This is a genomic window from Yersinia aldovae ATCC 35236 (assembly GCF_000173735.1).
In the GTDB taxonomy this organism is placed as follows: Bacteria; Pseudomonadota; Gammaproteobacteria; order Enterobacterales; family Enterobacteriaceae; genus Yersinia; species Yersinia aldovae.
Genome location: NZ_ACCB01000118.1, coordinates 1 through 441, shown reverse-complemented (window position 1 = coordinate 441; position 441 = coordinate 1). Strand labels below are relative to the sequence as shown.

Sequence of the window (441 nt, the reverse complement as noted above, 5' to 3'; positions counted from 1 at the left end):
AACAATCGCTGGAGAGCACCAATGAGACTCCCAAGATCAACTCACCCTGCGCTATTACAGAGTCACGGCGTTTGTTGATGGTGGAGGATGAACCACTGCTGCTGGAAGTTCAACATGAGCTGTTTAGCAGTATGGGCTTTGAGGTTGATGCCGTAGCGAACGCTCAGCAGGCTTATCAGAGCTGGTTGCAGCACCAACATACTATTATTATTACCGACTGCCGGCTGGATGAGAGCGACGGTTTTGAACTGGTTCGCCACCTGAGAAAGCTGATGCAAGGCACTCCTGAACAGGTACTGATTATCGGTCAGTCTGCTTCATTAAAAGCAGAAGATGCGCAGCGTGCACGCGAAGTCGGCATGGATTACCTGCTACAAAAACCCATCGCCCGTGAGCAATGGCAGCAGTTGATACGTGACTATTTTGCCTCAGAAAATAAGC

1 protein-coding gene is annotated in these 441 nt (G+C 49.9%); it reads left to right on the top strand.

What is annotated here, in order from left to right; genetic code table 11:
* Positions 1-77: 77 nt before the first annotated feature.
* On the top strand, positions 78-441 hold a 364-nt coding region (locus YALDO0001_RS19500; RefSeq protein ID WP_004705764.1), incomplete at its 3' end, for a response regulator.